The following is a 17760-nucleotide window of genomic DNA, read 5'->3' as shown; positions in this document are numbered from 1 at the left end:
CCCTCTCCCCCAAATTCAGGTGGTTACACATTGCACAACCCCGGGAAAAGGAGTAGTATTGAGTTTGGCAAAAGCGGGGTATTGCGCCCAAAAGCGCCCCCGCGCCAACCGAAAGGAGGCAGGTTTTGTGGAAGATTTGATCACGAACCTTTTGGAAATCGATCAGGGCGCCAAAGCCCGGCTGGAACAAGCCCGGCTGCAGGAAAAGCAGATCCTCGACGCGCTGGAGGACGAGGCGGCCGCCGCCAGCGACGAAGTGCTGGCCGAAGCCACCGCGCAGGTCGACTCGCTCATGCGCGAGAGCGACGCCAGAGCAAAAAAGCGCATCGAGGAGCTGCAACTGCGCTACCAGCAGGCGGTGGCCGCACTCGACGCCAGCTACGCCGAGAAAAAAGAGCAGCTGGTAAAGGCCATCGTGGCGCGCTGTATAGGCGGTGAGTAGATGCTGAGCTCGTTTTCGCAAAATGCCATCCTGGCCAAGATCAAGGCCATGTACGGAAAGCGCATCACCCCCGCCCAGTATAACGACATGCTGCACAAGCTCTCCATCCCCGAGCTGGCTTCCTATTTAAAGAACAACACCCACTACCGCGACGTGATGGAGAGCGTGAACACCGCCACCATCCACCGCGGCCAGCTCGAGACCATCATCAAAAAGGACCTCTACCAGTCCATTTTGCGGCTGGGCAGGTATCTGCCCGGCAAGCGCGAGCAGTACATGCAGTTTTTCGTCGGTCAGCTCGAGATCGAACAGCTGGTCATGTGTGTGGGCCAGTTCGACCTCGAGGGCGAGACCGAGCTGGTCAGCGACATCCCCGGCTTTCTCATCCCGCTGCTGTCGTTTGACGTGATGGCCCTGGCCACCGTCGAGACCCCGCGCCAGCTGCTCTCGCTGCTGGAGGGCGGCCCCTACTATAAGACGGTCGAGCCGTTCGTGCAGTCCGAAAACAAGGAGTTCGATGTGGCCGGCTGTACCCGCGCGCTGCGCCAGCAGTACTACGACAACCTGTTTGCCGGCATCGACAGCGAGTACAAGGGCCGCACCCGGCAGGAGATGCGCGACATCATCTCCACCAACGTCGAGCTGTTTAACATCACCAACATCTACCGCCTCAAGGTGTTTTTCCACTACGAGCCCGAGAAGATCCGCCCGCTGCTCATAAAAAATCCCGGCAGCCGCATCTCCGAGCGGTTCATGGAGGCACTCATCCAGGCGCCCGACGGCGACCGTTTCACCCAGCTCATCTCCCAGAGTAAGTACAAAAACTACTTCGACCAAAACGACTTTTTGTACATCGAGTACCACACCAGCTACATCAAGTACAATCTCAACCGGCGCCACATCAGCTTTGCCACCAAGGCGCCCACCGCCTTTTTGGCCTTTTTGATCCTGGGCGGTATCGAGGGTGAAAACCTCACCCACATCATCGAGGGCATCCGCTACGGCGTGGCCCCCGAGGATATCCAAAAACTGCTCATCATCTAAAAAACGCGCGTTCTGGGCCCGCGCCGCCGCTCTGGCAGAGCTCTCGGCGCCGCCCACACCGGCAGGGGGGCCTGTGCTCCCCGCCCGCGCTACTATAAAAAACAGTCCCCCGGCGGCGTGCGGCCGCCAACCAAGAGAGGAGGTTTTTATCATGGCTATTCAAAAGACGACCCTGGTCAGCCTGATCGGTCGCCTTGAGAGCCTGGACGACGTAGTTTTGAAATTATCGACTCTGGACTACTTCCACCCCGAGAAGATCACCACCAAGGACGGCACCTCATTTAAAGAGGCGTCGGGCGAGAACCCCTACTCCGAGCCGCTGGACGATGTGCGCTCGGTGTGTGCCATGGCCGGTATCGATCTTTCCGGCATCCGCAGCGACCGCCCCGCCACCAACACCCACGACTTCGACCTGGAGGCGGCCAAGACCTATATCCGCAGCTACAAAGACACCTACAAAAAAGCGGTGGCTCTGCGCGACAAGGTACAGCAAAACGTGCAGGACCACCAGATGAGCAAGTCCCACCTGGAAATGCTGCACAGTCTCAACACCAGCTTCGACGAGCTGTTCTCGTCCAAGTTCTTAAAGGTGCGCTTTGGCAAGCTGCCGCTGGACAGCATGCCCAAACTGGCCCACTACGACGACCGGCTGTTCTTCGTGTTTCCATTCGCCCACGACAAGGCCTACCAGTGGTGCCTGTACCTCACCGATGAGCGCCACAGCGCCGAGGCCGACTCCATCATGGACGCGCTGTTCTTCGAGCGGGTGCGCATCCCCGACTACCTGCACGGCTCGCCCGACGACGCCGCTGCCTATCTCGAGGACATCCTCAAAAAAGAGACCGCTCAGCTGCAGAGCTGCCAGCAGAAGATCGACGGCATGCGCAGCGAGAACCAGCAAAAGCTCACCGATCTGTACAAGACGGTCAAGTTCCTCAGCGAGACCTACTCGGTGCGCCGCTACGTGGGCACCTCTTACGACAAGTTCGCTCTGGGCGAGTACTTCGAGTTCGTCGGCTATGTGCCCAAAGACCGCGAGAGCGACTTCGAGTCTCTGTTTGGCGACATCAAAGACGTCACCGTCAACATCGACCGCGGCGACGACGGCGCCGTTCCCATGCTGCCCGGCCTCATCACCGTGTCGAGCAAGCGGGCCCACGATACCGGCGTGCGCGCCGAGCGGCCCACCAAGCTCAAAAACGGCTGGTTCTCCCGCCCGTTCGAGATGTACGTCGAGATGTACGGCGTCCCCTCCCACTCCGAGATCGACCCCACCCCGTTCGTCGCCGTCACCTACACGCTGCTGTTCGGCATCATGTTCGGCGACGTGGGTCAGGGCGTCGTGGTGGCCATTTTGGGCTACCTGTTCGCCAAGTGGAAAAAGAGCCGCCTGGGCGAGATCATCATGCGCATGGGTATCTGCTCCGCCCTGTTCGGCTTTGTCTACGGCTCGGTGTTCGGGTTCGAGCACGCCCTCGACGGCCTGTATCATGCGCTGGGCTTCGCCGAAAAGCCGGTAGAGGTCATGAATGCCGCCACCATCAACGTGCTGCTGGTGGTAGCGGTGGCCATCGGTGTGGTGCTCATTTTGGGCTCCATGCTCTTAAACATCTATATCGGCCTCAAAAACCGCGACTACACCAAGGCGCTGTTTTCACAAAACGGGGTGGCCGGCTTCGTGCTGTACGCCACCGTCATCGCGGCCATCGGCCTGCCCATCCTGGGGGTCTCCTTCAGTCTCAATGCCCCCATCATCCTGCTGTGCCTGGTGGTGCCCGGTTTCTGCATCTTCTTAAAAGAGCCCCTGGGCCACCTGTGCCAAAAGACCAAGGCCTTCCCTGAAGGCGTCGGCGGCTACATCCTCGAGAGCATATTCGAGATGCTCGAGATCGCCATCTCCTTCGTGGCCAATACCATGTCTTTCCTGCGCGTGGGCGGCTTTATCCTCAGCCACGCCGGTATGATGAGCGTGGTGTTCACGCTGGCCGGTATGTTTACCGGTGCGGGCAACATCATCGTCACCATCGTGGGCAACCTGTTCGTCATCGGCCTGGAGGGCCTCATCGTCGGCATCCAGGTCCTGCGTCTGGAATTTTATGAGATGTTCGGCCGCTACTACTCCGGCGACGGGGTCCCCTTTACCCCCATCTCGGCCATCGTACACGAAAACGCCGCGGCCTGATCGGCTCTCCGGCTCCCATCCTAAAACTATTCTTTGGAGGTACTTACAATGGATATCGTTATGCTCCTGATCGCTACTGCTGCTATCGCGGCCCTGGCCGTGCCCCTGTTTAAAGCCTATAAAAACGGCTACACCAAAGAGAAAAAGATCTCCATGATCAAACGCCAGCTGTGCGCTTTCGGCGGTGTTACCCTGGGCTCGGTGCTCATGCCGGTCATTGCCGGCGCCGCTGAGCCCGCCACCACCGCTGCCGCCTCCTCTGGCGCCGGCATGGCCTATCTGGGCGCCGCTCTGGTAACGGGTCTGGCCTGCATCGGCTGTGGTATCGCCGTCGCCGCCGCCGCTCCCGCCGCCATCGGCGCCGTCAGCGAGAACGACAAATCCTTCGGTAAAGCGCTGATCTTCGTGGCTATGGGCGAAGGCGTCGCCATCTACGGCCTGCTCATCTCCATCATGATCCTCAACAAAGTCTGATTAAAAAAAGGTGCGGCGCACGCCGCATTTTTTGACCCGTTAGCGGGTCACCGGGGCTCCAAAGCCCCCATTCCACGATCCGCCGGGGCTCCTGCCCCGCGCGGGAGGGAGCGTATAGCCATGAAATTTTTTGTCATCAGTGACAACAACGACACATATATCGGGATGCGCCTTGCCGGTATGGAAGGAGTTGTGGTCCACGAGTACGACGAGACGGTCGCCGCCCTGCAAAAAGCGGTGGAAGACCCCGAGATCGGCGTCGTGCTCATGACCCAACAGCTGGTCTCGCTGTGCGAAGAGGTGGTGCAGGACTACAAGCTGCGCGCCCGCGGCACACTGATCGCCGAGATCCCCGACCGCCACGGTTCCTCCCACCTGGAAGATGCTCTGTCCCAGTACATCAAAGACGCGATCGGCGTTAAGATTTGAGGTGAAGCGCCATGTATTCCAACGATGAAAAACTCCGCATGATCAAACAGGAGATCGACCAGACCACCGAAGAGATGGTGGGGGCGATCTTAGATAAAGTACAGAAAAAGCGCATCTCCCGCCTGTCCGACGCAGAGGCCAAAGCCAACGAGGAGGCCGCGCTGATGGTCGAGAAGGCCAAACGCGACGCCAAGACCCGCGAGACCACTGCCGTCTCCCGCGCCACGCTGCAGTACCGCACCCAGCTGCTGCAAAAGAGCGAGGCCTACGCACAGGAGATATTTGCCGCCGCCCAAAAAGAGCTGAGCGCGTTTGCCGCCAGCGAGGCCTACACCGCCTACATCCAAAAGCGGCTGGCCCAGGTGGCGAAAAACTACCAGTTCGACACGGTGTATCTGCGCATCGCCCCCCAGGATGAGCCGCTCAAAGAGCTCTACAGCAAGGCTTTCTCGGCCCCCTGCGTGATCGAGATCGACCCCGAAAATCACCTGGGCGGCTTTATCGCCGAGAACCGGACCGAGGGTTTTGCCTGCGACGAGACGCTGCAAAATGCGCTGTCCGAGCAAAAGAGCTGGTTCTACAGCAACTCGGGACTCGCCATCCAGGCGATCTAGTAAAACGTAGGTTTTACCACCCAAAGAAGGGTGGCAATCGCACGGGCTGTCGCCCTCCTCTGCCAGAAGATCGCGGTACCGCATAGCGGCAGGAGGGGCTCTGCCCCGACAGCGATCTTTACCGGGCTCTGCGCAGCAGAGACTGGCCCTCTTCTTGGGGATTCCCCCCCCCCCCACTAATCCAAAACAGCGGCCAAACCGCTATTTTGGATTAGTGATAGGAGCCGGGCGTTCGTCCGGCATATCTAGTGGTTCCAGCGATACATTTTTATACCTACTATGTTTTTGCAGTTCTAAATCTGTAAAAACAGTGCCTAATTTGCTGGTTTTTACAGTTTGTTCACAATATTTCTGCTGGTCCGGCACTGCATTTACGGTGCTGTACGCGGCCATCCATTTAAAACACCCGGTTCATTTACCGGCTTTCCCGCCTTTTTCACAGGCGGCCCCCAGTATCACTCTAGAAAGGGGTAACTGCTTTGAACACGATTTTTTCCATTAACGGCCCGGTGGTCAAGGTCCTAAATACCAAGACTTTTTCCATGGGCGAGATGGTGTATGTGGGCAAAAAGCGGCTGATGGGCGAAGTCATTTCCATCAGCGACAAAGAGACCACCATCCAGGTCTACGAAGAGACCTCCGGCCTCTTTCCCGGCGAGGAGGTCATCTCCACCGGCTCGCCTATCAGCTTGACGCTGGGCCCCGGCATCATCTCTAATATCTACGACGGCGTACAGCGCCCCCTGGGCGACATCGAGCAGATCTCGGGTGCCTTTATCGCCAACGGGCTGGAGGTCTCTCCCCTGCCGGTCGACAAAGAGTGGGACGTGACGGTTCTGGTGCACGAAGGCGACGAGCTCGTCCCCGGCCAGATCATCGCCACCTGCCCCGAGACTTCCTCCATCGTCCACAAGATCATGGTACCCCCCACTCTGTCGGGCAAAGCCGGCAAAGTGGCCCCCAGCGGCAAATATACCATCCGCGATACCCTGCTCACCCTGATCGATGAAAAGGGCCAGGAGCACCCCATCGGTCTCACCCAGAAGTGGCCCATCCGCACCCCCCGGCCCAGCAAGTCGCGGCTGCCCATCAGCCGCCCGCTCATCACCGGCCAGCGCATCCTCGACACCATGTTCCCCATCGCCAAAGGCGGTGCGGCGGCGGTGCCCGGCGGCTTTGGCACCGGCAAGACCATGACCCAGCACCAGATCGCCAAATGGTGCGACGCCGATCTCATCATCTACATCGGCTGCGGCGAGCGCGGCAACGAGATGACTCAGGTGCTCGAGGAGTTCGGCTCGCTGGTCGACCCCAAGACCGGCCGCCCGCTGACCGACCGCACCGTGCTCATCGCCAACACCTCCAACATGCCGGTGGCCGCCCGCGAGGCGTCTATCTACACCGGCATCACCCTGGCCGAGTACTACCGCGACATGGGTTACCACGTGGCCATCATGGCCGACTCCACTTCCCGCTGGGCCGAAGCCCTGCGCGAGATCTCCGGCCGGTTGGAGGAGATGCCCGCCGAGGAGGGCTTCCCCGCCTACCTGCCCAGCCGCATCGCCACCTTCTACGAGCGCGCCGGCTACATGGTCAACCTAAACGATACCGAGGGCTCGATCACCATCATCGGCGCCGTATCGCCTCAGGGCGGCGACCTGTCCGAGCCGGTCACCCAAAACACCAAGCGCTTCGTGCGCTGCTTCTGGGCGCTGGATAAGAGCTTGGCCTACGCCCGCCACTACCCGGCCATCAACTGGACCACCAGCTACAGCGAGTACTTAGACGACCTGCGCGACTGGTACAACGCCAACCTGGGCGAGCGCTTTTTGCGCTATCGCGCCCGCATCGTCACGCTGCTGCAGGAAGAGGCCCAGCTGCTGGAGATCGTAAAGCTCATCGGCGCCGACGTACTGCCGGACGATCAGAAACTCATCATCGAGATCGCCAAGCTCATCCGCACCGGCTTTTTACAGCAGAACGCCTTCCACAAAGAGGACACCTACGTGCCTCTGGAAAAGCAGCTGGAGATGATGCGCTGCATCTGGTACCTGTACAAAAAAGCGCTGCTGGTGGTAAACGAGCGGCACATCCCGGTAACGGCCATCGCCAAGACCGGGCTGTTCGACAAGATCAACAAGATGAAATACGACATCGAGAACGACCGGCTGGATAAGTTCGATGCCCTGCGCCAAGAGATCGACCAGACTCTGGCAGCCATGGATTAAGGGGGGAGCGTTTTTATGAGCTTACAATATGTAGGACTAAAAGAGATAAACGGCCCTCTAGTCGTGCTGGATAAAGTCAAAAACGCCAGCTACGACGAGGTGGTCGAGATCCGTCTGGACTCCGGCGAGGTCCGCACCGGCCGTATCGTCGAGATACACGGCGAAAAGGCGGTCATCCAGGTGTTCGAGGGCACCGAGGGCCTGAGTCTGCAAAACACCAAGACCCAGCTCACCGGCCACTCGCTCGAGATAGCCCTCTCCCCCCAGATACTGGGGCGGGTGTTCTCCGGCGCCGGCCGCCCCATCGACAACCTGGGCGAGATACACGCCACCAAGTTCGAGGACATCAACGGCCGCCCCATCAACCCGGTGTCCCGCGTGTACCCCAGAAACTACATCTCCACCGGCATCAGCTCCATCGACTGCCTGGCCACCCTCATCCGCGGCCAGAAGCTGCCCATCTTCTCCGGTTCGGGCATGAGCCACAACAAGCTGGCGGTGCAGATCGTCAAACAGGCCAAGATCGGCGACGGCGAGGATTTCTGTATCGTGTTTGCCGCCATGGGCGTGCAAAACGACGTGGCCGATTACTTCAAGCGCTCCTTCGAGGAGGCGGGCGTCATGTCCAACGTGGTCATGTACCTGAACCTGGCCTCCGACCCCATCGTCGAGCGTATCCTCACCCCCCGCTGCGCGCTCACCGCCGCCGAGTACCTGGCCTACGAGCTGGGCAAACACGTGCTGGTCATCATGACCGATATGACCTCCTACTGTGAGGCGGTGCGAGAATTCTCGTCCTCCAAAGGCGAGATCCCGGCCAGAAAGGGTTTCCCTGGCTACCTGTACTCCGATCTGGCCTCGCTGTACGAGCGGGCCGGCATCATCAAGGGCAAAAACGCCTCGGTCACCCAGATACCCATCCTCACCATGCCCAACGACGATATCACCCACCCGGTGCCCGACCTGACCGGTTACATCACCGAGGGGCAGATCGTGTTGGATCGCGCGCTGGACAACCAGGGCATCTTCCCGCCGGTAGCGGTGCTGCCGTCGCTGTCGCGTTTAATGAAAGACGGCATCGGCGCCGAGTACACCCGCGAGGACCACTCCCCGGTAGCCAACCAGCTGTTTGCCAGCTACGCCCAGGTGCAGGATGCCCGTAGCTTGGCCTCGGTCATCGGCGAGGAAGAGCTGTCCGACAGCGACAAGAAATTGATGGTATTCGGGCGCGAGTTCGAAAAGCGCTTCTTAAATCAGGGCGACAGCCAAAACCGCACTATCGAGGAGACGCTGGACCTGGCCTGGGAGCTGCTGAGCATCCTGCCCAAGCAGGACCTCGACCGCATCGAGGGCAGTCTCATCGAAAAACACTACCGCGAGCAGGTGTTCGAGGAGTTTAACAGGGGGTGATGATCCGTGCCAAATCAACAGGTATTCGCGACCAAGTCTAACCTCCTGGCCACCCGCAAAACGCTGGACCTCTCCAGTCTGGGCTTTGACCTGCTCGACCGCAAGCGCAATGTGCTCATTCGCGAGCTGATGCAGCGGGTAGACGACGCCAAGGCTCTCAAAGACGAGGTGGCCACCACCTTTAACCAGGCCTATTTCGCCCTGCAGCAGGCCAATATGTCGCTGGGCGTGGTAGAGAACCTGGTGGGCTCTATCCCCATCGACGAGTCGGTGGCGCTCACCTCCCGCTCGGTGATGGGCGTCGAGATCCCCCACGTCACCTACGCCGGGCAGGACCCCGGCCCGGTCTATGGGTTCGAGATGTCCAACTCCAAATTCGACGACGCCTTTCGCAAGTTTCAAAAGGTAAAAGAACTGTGCGTGCGTCTGGCCGAGGTGGAAAACAGCGTGTACCGGCTGGCCGGCGCCATCCGCAAAACGCAAAAGCGCGCCAACGCCCTGGAGCACATCATCATCCCCAACCTGAAAGCTACCGAAAAGGCCATCACCGAGGCGCTGGAGGAAAAAGACCGCGAGGAATTTTCCCGCTTAAAGGTCATCAAAGCCCAAAAAGAGCGCGCCAAAGAAGAATAGCACCGATCGAGCAATCGTAAAAAGCTCTGCCATCTCTCAACAGACGGCAGAGCTTTTTTCATATACGAACATCTCTTCTCGCCTGCTCCGTGTACTTTTTCGGCCCTGCTTCGGCCCTGTGCCAAAGCTGCTGCCAGCCCCTGCAAAGCCGTACACAAAAAACAAACATTTCCAGTAACAAAAAGCTGTTTTTTACGGTACTATCTAGTTGGAGTGGTCTTATTTTGAGTGCGCGGAGTAAGGTAGGAGGAGGTGGGGCCCGGTGGCATACGACGAAATTCCCGGTCAGCTGCCGGATCAGCAGCTGCTTATTTACCAAAAATACCAGCGCCTGGCCTACACGGTGGCTCTGCCATCCTGCACGATCCCCGCGACGCCGAGGAGATCGCCAGCGATGCCATCAGCAGGTCCTCACAGCTCCCCAAAAGTACGATAGCAATCGCGCCATCATCAAAAGCCATGTGGCGGTCATCGCCCGCAGCCGCGCCCGGAACCGGCTGGTGACCCTACCGCGGCAAGAGACCCCGGTGGCCGACCCCGCCGCCACCTCCCCGCCCGATTAGACCCGCTCACTGGAGGTCCGCGAGCGGCTCAGCGCCGCGATCAGAGCACTGCCAGCACAGGAAAAACAGCTGTTTACCATGCGCTTTTTGTACGGCCATTCCACCCCGCAAGACGGCCCGCTATTTCGGTATCAGTCAAAACGCCGTCACCACCCGAGTACCCCGGTTGCGCGACAAGCTAAAACTGCTGCTGCAGGAGTCAGAAGAAGGCGAGCTGTAAATGGAAGACGAACAATTTGATCGCTATATCGCCGACATGTTAGACGACAATACAGTGCTGAAGATGAGCGGACAGTTCTTTCACAGTCGGCCGCCCCGCCGCTGGTGGCGGCGCATCGCAGCCATAGCGTCCTGCTTTATGCTGGTACTGGGCGCGGCTAACTACCGCACCGTACTGGCGGCGGCAGCTATGAACTCAGACAGGCCATCCAGACCGAGAGCGGAGACATCCAGCTGGTGGTGATGTACCAGCTGTCCCCAGAAGAGCTGCAGCAGCTGCCCTCCTATGCCAGCGATGCCCAGATCACCAGCGAGCTGATCCAGCGCTTTGGGCAGATAGATTTCTCCCTGCAGGCCGCTGGAAGGTCCCTCCCCATACAAAAGAACATAAGCGGCACCGGGGCGCCCTACATGAACGCCGACGGCACTCGGGACCATGCCGGCATTATTTTTCATCTCTCGGCCGCCTGTGAGCAGCCGCTGGCACAGGTGGTACTACAAGCCGGCTGCTGCACCATGACTGCCGAGCTCGAGCCGTCCAAGTCCATCCGGATAAAAGAGGTGCAGCAACAGGTCAGCGGTAAAGTGGGCTGTGCATTGGTACAGCTGCGAAGTGACGGCCGCCTGGTGGTAGTGTTGCCGCAGGTGCAGGGCCTATCCGCGCAAAACTACAGTCTGTCACTGGGCGGCACCCGCTTTTTAGCACGCGATTGGCCCGATATCGTCTCGGCCGATGCGCTCACAGTGCCCAGTCGAGACGGGCCGATATATTTCTATCAGGCCGCTGCCGAGCCGCCAGATGAGTACGAGCTGTACAGCTTCCGCTTTGATGAGATCCAGCTGTACGTGTTCCCCACTCGTCTAGCCGATACCCCGTCACCGTCCTGGATATTCCCGCCGAAGGGCAGACTACTTTGCTAAATCAGACCTGCTCTGCCAGCGGGGTGCCTGTGCAGCTGGTCAACTTAAAAAACCGGGGTGACAAAGTGCCCCTGACCGTCGACCGCAGCACCCCGTACGGTCAGATCACCAGCCTGCACGCCTTTGAGCTCGGTCATCAAAAAACGGCGTTTGACCAGCTCAGCGGTAGTGTTTCCGATCATAGCGGTACCGCGATATACGACGACTTTCTATTTTACGTCGAGCCCCGCACCGATCGAGTAGAGATCAGCTGGCAAAAAAGTCAGTTGGGAAAAGCGCTCCGGCTGTGCATCTCCTCGGTCGAAGTCGCCGGCAATGTCCGCTTTCAGTAATTGTGCCGCCGCCGGCACTTTTTATAAAATTTTTTATCACTCGAGGTCCAACCGTATAAAAAGCTGAATATCCCGGCGATAAGCTCCCATACTATACCTGTATCCACATCATCTTTAAGCGGCGGCAGCGCCTCTGTCTGCCGCCCGAGAAAGGGTTTGAAGCAGATATGGGAATCACAACCAAGATCGCACTGATCTTAGTCATCATCGGCGCGCTCAACTGGGGGCTCATCGGCATCTTCTCGTTTGATCTGGTGGCCTACCTGTTTGGCGGGATGGCGGCTATCGCCAGCCGGGTGATCTACACCTTGGTGGGCATTGCAGGTATCTGGTGCATCGCGCTGCTCTTCAAAGACAGCCGCGCTCTGGACGTATCTGAATAAAGGTCTGCTGTGTATCTACACAAAAAAGGCCGGTACACCCGCTGCACTGCGTTGTGGGGTGTGCCGGTCTTTTTGCCCTGCTGTCAAAAAATAATGCACCCGCCGGGGGATTGTGCTATACTGTGGACGTAGCTTTTTCCTGCCGCAACACCTGCCGGCAGCTATTTGATCGATACCGGGGCTCCCCGCTGTGGCCGCCCCATCGCCAAAGGAGTTCTTGTCATATGTCTGATATCCTACTCGAGGCCAAGGCGCTACAGGACGAGATCGTCGCCATGCGCCGCACGATACATACTTTTGCCGAGGTCGGGCTCGACCTGCCCCAGACCACCGCTTTCGTCCGCCAAAAACTCACCGAGTTCGGTCTCGTACCGGTCGACTGCGGCCCCGGCATCACCTGCCAGCTGGGCAGCGGCGGCAAGGTACTGCTCCTGCGGTGCGACATGGATGCGCTGCCCATGGCCGAAGAGACCGGGCTTCCCTTTGCCGCTCAAAACGGGGCCTGCCACTCCTGTGGGCACGACGCCCACACCGCGATGCTGTTGGCCGCGGCCAAGCTCTTAAAAGCCCACGAGAGCGAGCTGAAAGGCACCGTTAAGCTGATGTTCCAGCCGGCGGAAGAGCAGCTGGCCGGCGCCACTGCCATGATCAGGGCCGGCGTGCTGGAAAGCCCCAAAGTAGATGCCGCTATGGCCCTGCACACCGCCGTTGGCCGCGAAGACAGCACCGTCGGTTGCCTGCAGTACGTGCCCGGTACCGCCATGAATTCCGGCGACGCAGTCAAGATCACCGTCACCGGCGTGGGCGCCCACGGCTCCACCCCCTACCTGGGGGTCGACGCCATCAGTGCTGCCGCTCATATCGTGGTGGCGCTGGAGGAGATCATCGCCCGCGAGGTCCCCTCTACCGACGGCTCGGTGCTCATCGTGGGTACCATCCACGGCGGCAGCACCTGCAACACCGTCTCCGGCTCCTGTGAGATGGAGTGCTCCATCCGCGCCACCAGCTATGAAAGCCGCGACTTTTTAAAGCGCCGTATCAAAGAGGTGGCCGAAGGTACCGCCGCCGTGTACCGCGCCAAGGCCGAGGTAGAGTACGTGTACGGCATGCCTCCGCTGGTCAACGACGAGCAGGTCACCGCCGATATGGCCCGCTACAGCGCTTCTATCCTGCCGCCGCAAGACGTGCAGCAGGTCCCGCCGGTAGCCGGCACCGAGGACTTTACCGACATTGCCGCCCATGTACCCGCCTGCTACTTTATGCTGGGCGCCGGCAGCATCGGCGAGGGGTATACTCTCTCGGCGCACAACCCGGCAATGATGATCGACGAGTCGGTATTCTACAAAGGCGCCGCCCTGTATGCCGGCTGCGCCATGCAGTGGTTGGCCGAGCACCAGTAGCCCCTGCCGCATTGCGGCACTACTGTTTTTACATCTTTCATGACCTATCGATCCGGTCGGCCGCTCTCTCAGCGGCCGGCCTTTTTTGTGCGGTATGGCTTTAGAGCTGCAGCCGACTGACAGAGGATAGAGTCATCGGGTTTTCAGAAACTGTCTGTCCTCCCCCACCACCCGCAAACACCTACAAAACAAAAAAGCAGCCGGGGTCAGCCCCGGCTGCTTTTTCTAAAGTCTCTTTTATCTGCTGATGAGCTCCACGGTATCGCGGGCGATCATTTTCTCCTCGTTGGTGGGGATGACCCAAGCCTCGATCTTGGAGTTCTCGGTGGAGAACTTGCAGTCTTTGCGCGAAGCCGCCTCGCACAGCTCCTGGGTGATCTCCAGGCCCAGGCCCTCCATGTCGGCGCACACCTCGCCGCGGAACACAGCGTCGTTCTCGCCGATACCGCCGGTAAAGATAATGGCGTCCACCCCGTTCATGGCGGCAATGTAAGAGCCGATGAACTTCTTGATCTGGTACACCACGATCTCCAGCGTCATAATAGCGCGCTTGTTGCCCTCATTGGCGGCGTGGCGCAGGTCGCGGCAGTCGCTTGAAACGCCCGACAGACCCACAAATCCCGACTTTTTGTTGAGCAGGTCGCTCATCTCATCGGGGGTAAAGCCCTCTTTGTTCATCAGGTAGGTGACTACAGAGGGGTCGATGCCGCCCGAACGGGTACCCATGATAAAGCCGTCCAGCGGGGTAAATCCCATGGTGGTGTCGACGACCTTACCGTCTTTTACCGCGGCGATGGAGCTGCCGTTACCCAGGTGGCAGGTGATGATCTTGGTGCCCTCTAAGCCGCCCTTGATCTTGCCGTAACGGGCGGTCACGTAGCGGTGGCTGGTGCCGTGGAAACCATAGCGGCGGATGTGATATTTCTCGTAGTACTCATAGGGGATACCAAACATGTAAGCCTTCTGGGGCATTGTCTGGTGGAAAGAGGTATCGAACACCGCCACCATCGGGGTATCTTTGCCAAACACCTCCTGGCAGGCCTTCATCGCGGTGGCCTGGGGCGGGTTGTGCAGCGGACCCAGCTCAGAGAAGTCAAAGATATCCTGGATGACCTGGTCGGTGACCAGGGTGGAGGTCTTGTATTTTTCACTGCCGTGCAGCACCCGGTGGCCGACCGCCGAGATTTCAGACACCGAGTCGATGACTTTGCCCGCGCCGGAGGTGAGCATCTCCACCACAGCCATAAACGCCTCTTTGTGGGTGGGGAAATCCATCTCCTGCTGGATCTCGTCCTTGCCCGTCGGGCTGTGGGTGATCAGACCGCCGATACCGATGCGCTCGCAGTTGCCTTTGGCCAGCACGCTCTCGTCGGTCATGTCGATGAGCTGGTACTTGAGCGATGAGCTGCCGGCGTTGATAACCAATACTTTCATTGAATACTATCCCCCTGTTAGTCTTGTGTTTTTAACAGTTCTAGTTTAGTATAATTCGTATGATAATTCAAGTGAAAAGCCAAAAACCCGGCTATTTATGCCGTTTTTTGGCAGTGGGAGGGGCCATATGGGCGTTTTCGGTGTCATCTGCGAGTACAATCCGCTGCACCTGGGCCACTGCTGGCAGCTAAAAAAGGCCCGCGAACTGGGTGCCGATACCGTCGTCTGCGCCATGAGCGGCAACTTTGTACAGCGCGGTGCGCCGGCGCTCTGCCACTGGCGGTACCGGGCCCGGGCGGCGCTGCAAAACGGGGCCGACCTGGTGCTGCGCATCCCCACTCCCCGCTGTCTCTCCTCCGCTCAATTTTTTGCCGAGGGGGGCGTGGCGGTGCTCGCCGCGATCGGTGTGGACAAGCTGTTTTTCGGCAGCGAATGCGGCGATCTGGCCGCTCTGCAGCAGACTGCACGGCTGGTAGAGAGCAGTCGCTTCCAGGCGCTTTTTTTGCAGCTGCGGCGGCAGGGTCTCTCCTACCCCCGGGCCAGGCAGCAGGCGGCGGCGCAGTTGGGCGATCACAGCGCCGCACTGCAGTCCCCCAACGATACGCTGGCGCTGGAGTATCTGCGCGCCCTAGGGGGCACCGGTATCCGCCCACTGTGCCTGCCCCGCAACACAGCCGGCCACCACAGCACAAGTACCGATAGCCCCATCGCCAGTGCCACCGCACTGCGCACACTGCTGCAGGATGATCCCCACAGCCCGCGCGCCCGGCAGCTGGTTCCCCCCGGCACACTGCCGGGCCCCGACGAAATGGCTGACAGCCGCTATCTCGACCGGGCGCTGTGCCAAAAGGTACAGATGGCCAGTCAGCAGCAGCTGACAGCGCTGCCGTTTGTCGATACCGGGTTGGCCAATCGGCTGCAGGCCGCAGCTGCCGGGCAGAGCACGTTGGCTGGTCTGGTGGCTGCCGGCACCTCTCCCCAACACACAGCCGCCCGCATACGCCGGGCGGTGTGGTGCCTCTATCTGGGCGTCACCCAACAAGATGTTTTAGCACCGGTCCAATACCTGCACGTGCTGGGGGCTAACAGCCGCGGGCTGGCTCTGCTCAAAAGAGCCCAGTTGCCGGTGCTCACCAATTTGGCCGGCGCCAAAGGCACCCGTTACGAGCAGATCGAGCGCACCGCCTTTGCCGCTTTCGCCGGTTGTCTGCCCCACATCCCCACCGAAAATTGGGAATACACCCAAAAGTTTTTGCGGGTCTAGCAAACAGGTTGCATTCACCGCTGTTTCATGGCAAAATAGATGAGGAATATTCTTCGTTTTTGTGCTGTGTGTGACATGTTCCGGCCGCTTTATGGCGAGGTAGTCGGGAACGCACCGCCTTTTTTACAAGAGGAGGCTACTATATTATGGAAAACCAATTGGTTTTGGTCATCGACTTCGGCGGCCAGTACAACCAGCTCATCGCCCGCCGGGTGCGGGATCTGGGCGTGTTCTGCGAGGTGATCTCCTCCACCACTCCCATCGAGGAGATCCGCGCTAAAAACCCGGTGGGCATCATCTTCACCGGCGGCCCCAACAGCGCCTACCTGCCCGAGTCTCCCAAGATAGACCCGGCTGTATACGAGCTGGGCGTGCCTGTCCTGGGCATCTGCTACGGCGCCCAGCTGATGGCCCATATGTTTGGCGGCACGGTAGAGGCAGCGCCGGTGGGTGAGTTTGGCAAGACAACTACTTATTTTGATACCTCTGCCCCCATGTTTGCCGACTTGCCGGCCGAAAATATCGTGTGGATGAGCCATGTAGACTATATCTCACAGGTGCCCCAGGGCTTCATCATCACCGCTCACACCGATAATTGCCCCGTGGCCGCTATGCAAGATGAGACCCGCAAACTCTACGCGGTGCAGTTTCACCTGGAGGTCAACCACACCCAAAACGGCAACGACATGCTCAAAAACTTCCTCTATCAGGTGTGTGGCTGCGTGGGCGACTGGAGCATGGAGAACTACTGCGAGATAGCCATCGAGCAGCTGCGGCAAAAGATCGGCGACAAAAAGGTGCTGTTGGCCCTGTCGGGCGGGGTGGACTCCTCGGTGTGCGCGGCGCTGCTGTCTAAAGCCGTGGGCAGGCAGCTCTACTGCATTTTCGTCGATCACGGTCTCATGCGCTATAAAGAAGGCGACGAGATTGAGGAAATCTTCGGCAATATGGATGTGAATTTCTGCCGCGTCAACGCCCAGGACCGCTACTTTGCCAAGCTGAAGGGCATCACCGACCCCGAGCAAAAGCGCAAGATCATCGGCGAGGAGTTTATCCGCGTGTTCGAGGAAGAGGCCAAGAAGGTGGGCAAAGTCGACTTTTTGGCGCAGGGCACCATCTATCCCGATGTGGTGGAATCAGGTCTTGGCGGGCAGAGCGCTGTCATCAAGAGCCACCACAATGTCGGTGGTCTGCCCGATCATGTCGACTTTGAAGATATCGTAGAGCCCCTAAATCTGCTGTTTAAAGACGAGACCCGCCGGCTGGGTACCCTGCTGGGCCTGCCCGACTTTTTGGTGTGGCGTCAGCCCTTCCCCGGCCCCGGTTTAGGCATTCGGGTCATGGGCGAAGTCACCCCCGAAAAGGTGGCGCTGCTGCAAAAAGCAGATTTTATCTATCGCGAGGAGCTGGCCAAAGCCGGTGTCGACAAGGGCCTCAGCCAGTACTTTGCCGTGCTGACCAACCAGCGCTCGGTGGGTGTAGTAGGCGATTTCAGGACCTATGACTATACGCTCGCCCTGCGCGCAGTGACCACCGACGACTTCATGACCGCCGATTTTGCCCGCATCCCCTACGATGTGCTGGAGAAGATCTCCTCCCGCATCATCGGCGAGGTCCAAGGCATCGGCCGCATGGTGTACGATATCACCACCAAGCCCCCGGCAACGATTGAGTGGGAGTAAAGGTCAAAGTTCTACAGAGTATCTATATTATTTGAAAACCACTGATTTTATCATGGTTATTCATATTCTATGTATTATCCTCTTTTTTGAGGTGATACCGTTTTGA

At 59.2% G+C, this 17760-nt stretch carries 17 protein-coding genes; 16 read left to right on the top strand and 1 reads right to left on the bottom strand.

Translation table 11 applies throughout. From position 1 onward, the window contains the following. Positions 1-127 precede the first annotated feature (127 nt). The 14 genes from C6Y32_RS02705 (at position 128) to C6Y32_RS02640 (ending at position 13274) form a co-directional block, all read left to right on the top strand. Positions 128-442: a hypothetical protein gene (locus tag C6Y32_RS02705; RefSeq protein ID WP_129589371.1), complete on the top strand. Its 315-nt coding sequence runs from the start codon at positions 128-130 to the stop codon at positions 440-442. After that, positions 443-1486, top strand: coding sequence for a V-type ATPase subunit (locus tag C6Y32_RS02700; RefSeq protein WP_105203619.1), 1044 nt, complete (start codon positions 443-445; stop codon positions 1484-1486). A gap of 151 nt (positions 1487-1637) precedes the next feature. Next, complete coding sequence (locus C6Y32_RS02695) at positions 1638-3668, top strand: V-type ATP synthase subunit I (RefSeq protein WP_105203618.1); 2031 nt, start codon at positions 1638-1640, stop codon at positions 3666-3668. A 48-nt stretch (positions 3669-3716) separates the two neighbouring features. Continuing rightward, positions 3717-4142, top strand: a complete 426-nt coding sequence (locus C6Y32_RS02690; protein WP_105203617.1) for an ATP synthase subunit C — start codon at positions 3717-3719, stop codon at positions 4140-4142. Between the two features lie 120 nt (positions 4143-4262). Then, the gene (locus tag C6Y32_RS02685; protein WP_105203616.1) at positions 4263-4571 is read left to right on the top strand and encodes a V-type ATP synthase subunit F; all 309 of its coding nucleotides are present in this window, start codon (positions 4263-4265) and stop codon (positions 4569-4571) included. Positions 4572-4582: 11 nt separating this feature from the next. Next, complete coding sequence (locus C6Y32_RS02680) at positions 4583-5185, top strand: V-type ATP synthase subunit E (protein ID WP_105203615.1); 603 nt, start codon at positions 4583-4585, stop codon at positions 5183-5185. A 479-nt stretch (positions 5186-5664) separates the two neighbouring features. After that, positions 5665-7413: a V-type ATP synthase subunit A gene (locus tag C6Y32_RS02675; protein ID WP_105203614.1), complete on the top strand. Its 1749-nt coding sequence runs from the start codon at positions 5665-5667 to the stop codon at positions 7411-7413. 15 nt (positions 7414-7428) lie between these two features. Beyond that, positions 7429-8823 (top strand): V-type ATP synthase subunit B, encoded by a 1395-nt coding sequence (locus C6Y32_RS02670; protein ID WP_105203613.1) that lies wholly within the window; start codon positions 7429-7431, stop codon positions 8821-8823. A gap of 6 nt (positions 8824-8829) precedes the next feature. After that, positions 8830-9456 (top strand): V-type ATP synthase subunit D, encoded by a 627-nt coding sequence (locus C6Y32_RS02665; protein WP_105203612.1) that lies wholly within the window; start codon positions 8830-8832, stop codon positions 9454-9456. A gap of 783 nt (positions 9457-10239) precedes the next feature. Beyond that, positions 10240-10482, top strand: coding sequence for a hypothetical protein (locus C6Y32_RS02660; protein WP_105203611.1), 243 nt, complete (start codon positions 10240-10242; stop codon positions 10480-10482). Then, positions 10476-11159, top strand: a complete 684-nt coding sequence (locus C6Y32_RS02655; protein ID WP_105203610.1) for a hypothetical protein — start codon at positions 10476-10478, stop codon at positions 11157-11159. Before C6Y32_RS02660 ends, C6Y32_RS02655 begins: the two co-directional genes overlap by 7 nt. Further along, a complete protein-coding gene (locus C6Y32_RS02650; protein ID WP_105203609.1) occupies positions 11153-11491 on the top strand; it encodes a hypothetical protein in 339 nt (112 codons plus the stop codon). The genes C6Y32_RS02655 and C6Y32_RS02650 overlap by 7 nt, the downstream gene beginning before the upstream one ends. Positions 11492-11658: 167 nt before the next feature. Continuing rightward, entirely contained in the window at positions 11659-11874 is a 216-nt protein-coding gene (locus tag C6Y32_RS02645) for a DUF378 domain-containing protein (protein ID WP_105203608.1), read from the top strand. Positions 11875-12098: 224 nt separating this feature from the next. Continuing rightward, positions 12099-13274 carry a M20 metallopeptidase family protein gene (locus C6Y32_RS02640; protein WP_105203607.1) on the top strand — a complete coding sequence of 392 codons (1176 nt, stop codon included), beginning with the start codon at positions 12099-12101 and terminating at the stop codon, positions 13272-13274. A 237-nt stretch (positions 13275-13511) separates the two neighbouring features. Here the strand turns inward: C6Y32_RS02640 and C6Y32_RS02635 are convergent, their stop codons facing one another. Beyond that, entirely contained in the window at positions 13512-14708 is a 1197-nt protein-coding gene (locus tag C6Y32_RS02635; protein ID WP_105203606.1) for an acetate/propionate family kinase, read from the bottom strand. 127 nt (positions 14709-14835) lie between these two features. Here C6Y32_RS02635 and C6Y32_RS02630 point away from each other — a divergent pair, with 127 nt between their 5' ends. Then, positions 14836-15972 (top strand): nucleotidyltransferase family protein, encoded by a 1137-nt coding sequence (locus C6Y32_RS02630; protein WP_164998100.1) that lies wholly within the window; start codon positions 14836-14838, stop codon positions 15970-15972. Positions 15973-16118: 146 nt separating this feature from the next. Then, positions 16119-17654, top strand: a complete 1536-nt coding sequence (guaA, locus tag C6Y32_RS02625; RefSeq protein ID WP_105203604.1) for a glutamine-hydrolyzing GMP synthase — start codon at positions 16119-16121, stop codon at positions 17652-17654. Positions 17655-17760 lie beyond the last annotated feature (106 nt).

The sequence above is a fragment of the Neobittarella massiliensis (ex Bilen et al. 2018) genome, from assembly GCF_900289145.1.
Classification (GTDB): Bacteria; Bacillota; Clostridia; order Oscillospirales; family Ruminococcaceae; genus Neobittarella; species Neobittarella massiliensis.
This window is presented reverse-complemented; position numbering and strand designations above follow the sequence as displayed.